Source organism: Kineococcus indalonis (assembly GCF_009906395.1).
Taxonomy (GTDB): domain Bacteria; phylum Actinomycetota; class Actinomycetes; order Actinomycetales; family Kineococcaceae; genus Kineococcus; species Kineococcus indalonis.
Map to the genome: position 1 here is coordinate 1 of NZ_JAAALM010000546.1, position 2588 is coordinate 2588.

General features: G+C 75.8%; 2 protein-coding genes. Both read left to right on the top strand.

The genetic code is table 11. The features are described 5' to 3' along the window. Window positions 1–16 precede the first annotated feature (16 nt). Entirely contained in the window at window positions 17–1534 is a 1518-nt protein-coding gene (locus GTR00_RS18665; protein WP_166613068.1) for an MmgE/PrpD family protein, read from the top strand. A 16-nt stretch (window positions 1535–1550) separates the two neighbouring features. After that, window positions 1551–2474, top strand: coding sequence for a methylisocitrate lyase (gene prpB, locus GTR00_RS18670; RefSeq protein WP_166613069.1), 924 nt, complete (start codon window positions 1551–1553; stop codon window positions 2472–2474). The last annotated feature ends 114 nt before the right edge of the window (window positions 2475–2588 follow it).

Consider the following 2588-nt stretch of genomic DNA (forward strand, 5'->3'; position numbering starts at 1 on the left):
CCCAGGAGGCCCCCGCGTGAAGAAGCACACCGTCCGGGTCCGCCGCAGCGACGAGGAGTTCCCGCGGCACGAGGAGCTGGCCTGGAAGCTGGCCGAGCTGGCCGCCGACCCGGTGCCCGTGGACGAGGACGTCGCGGCGATGGTCGTCAACCGCGTGCTGGACAACGCCGCCGTCTCCGCCGCGTCCCTGCTGCGCGCCCCCGTCGTCTCCGCCCGCGCACAGGCGCTGGCCCACCCGCCCTCGCGCGGCGGGCGCGGGGCCACGGTGGTGGGCACCCGCGAGGCCGTCTCGGTGGAGTGGGCGGCGTGGGCCAACGGCGTGGCGGTGCGCGAGCTGGACTTCCACGACACGTTCCTGGCCGCGGAGTACTCCCACCCCGGCGACAACGTGCCGGCGCTGGTGGCGGTGGCCCAGCACGCCGGCTGCGACGGGGCGGCGCTGCTGCGCGGCGTCGTCACCGCCTACGAGGTGCAGGTGGACCTCGTGCGCGCCATCAGCCTGCACGCGCACAAGATCGACCACGTCGCGCACCTGGGGCCCTCGGTGGCCGCCGGGCTGGGCGCGATGCTCGCCCTGCCGGTGGGGACCACGTACCAGGCGATCGGGCAGGCCCTGCACACCACCACCGCCACCCGGCAGTCGCGCAAGGGCGCCATCTCCACCTGGAAGGCGCACGCCCCGGCGTTCGCGGGCAAGGTCGCGGTGGAGGCGGTGGACCGCGCGCTGCGCGGGCAGACCAGCCCCGCGCCGGTCTACGAGGGCGAGGACGGCGTGATCGCGTGGCTGCTCGACGGCCCGGGCGCGGTGTACGAGGTGCCGCTGCCCGAGGCGGGCGAACCGCGCCGGGCGGTGCTGGACACCTACACCAAGGAGCACTCCGCGGAGTACCAGGCGCAGGCCGTCATCGACCTAGCCCGCCGGCTGCACCGCGAGCACCCCGAGCTGCGCGACCCCGCGAACGTCGCCTCGATCGTGCTGCACACCTCCCACCACACCCACGTCGTCACCGGTTCCGGTTCCGGCGACCCGCAGAAGTACGACCCCACCGCCAGCCGCGAGACGCTGGACCACTCGGTGCCCTACGTCTTCGCCGTCGCCCTGCAGGACGGCGCCTGGCACCACGAGCGCTCCTACGCCCCGCAGCGCGCCGCCCGGCCGGACACCGTGGCGCTGTGGCGCAGGGTGAGCACCGTGGAGGACCCGGAGTGGACCGCGCGCTACCACGAGACCGACCCGGCGCGGAAGGCGTTCGGCGCCCGCGTCGTCGCCACCCTGAGCGACGGTTCCACGCTCGTCGACGAGATCGCCGTGGCCGACGCCCACCCGCTGGGCGCGCGCCCGTTCGGCCGCGAGGACTACCTGGCCAAGCTGCGCACCCTGGCCGCCGGGGTCCTCGACGACGCCGAGGTGCAGCGGTTCGCCGCGCTGGCGCAGCGCCTGCCGGAGCTGGACGCCGCGGGCGTGCGCGAGCTGGGGGTCGTCGCCCCGCCGGGGCACCTGGAGACCGTGCCGCTGCCGCCAGGGCTGTTCTGAGGAGGGTTCCGCGCCGATGCTGTACTCGACCACCACCGCCCCCGCCAAGCGCAGGGCGCTGCGCGCGGCGCTGGCCTCCGGCGAGCTGCTGCGCTTCCCCGGGGCGTTCAACCCGCTCTCGGCGCGCCTGGTGCAGCGCAAGGGCTTCGAGGGCGTCTACGTCTCCGGGGCGGTGCTCTCCGCGGAGCTGGGGCTGCCCGACGTCGGGCTGACGACGCTGCCGGAGGTCGCCGCCCGCTCCGCCGAGATCGCCCGCCAGACCGACCTGCCCGTGCTCGTCGACGCCGACACCGGTTTCGGCGAGCCGCTGAACCTGGCGCGCACCGTGCAGGTGCTGGAGGACGCCGGCGTGGCCGCCTTCCACGTCGAGGACCAGGTGAACCCCAAGCGCTGCGGGCACCTGGAGGGCAAGAGCGTGGTCGACGGCACCACGGCCGTGCGCCGGGTCAAGGCCGCCGTCGACGCCCGCCGCGACGACGACCTCGTGGTCGTCGCCCGCACCGACGTGCGCGGCACGCTGCCCGGCCCGCAGGGCCTGCGCGCGGCGGTGGAGCGCTCCAAGGCGCTCGTGGACGCCGGCGCCGACGTGCTGTTCCCCGAGGCGATGGCGGACCTGGCGGAGTTCGAGGCGGTCTGCTCGGCCGTGGACGTGCCGGTGCTGGCGAACATGACCGAGTTCGGCCGCAGCGACCTGTTCACCCACGAGCAGCTGCGCGACGCCGGCGTGCGCCTGGTCATCCACCCCGTCTCGCTGCTGCGGCTGGCCATGGGCGCGGCCGAGCGCGCCCTGGACGCCCTGGCCGCCGGGGGGACGCTGGCGGGGCAGGTGCCGCACATGCAGACCAGGGCGCAGCTGTACGACCTGCTCGACTACGCCTCCTACGGCGAGTTCGACGCGGGGGTCTACGACTTCACCCTCGAGGGCAACCGGGAGGGCTGACCGCACCGGGCGGCCGGCAGGGGCGACGCGGAGGGGCGTGGCGTGAGCGCGACGGGCACGACGCAGGGCACGACGCAGGGGCGGGGCGGGCCGGAGGTCCGCAAGGGGCTGGCC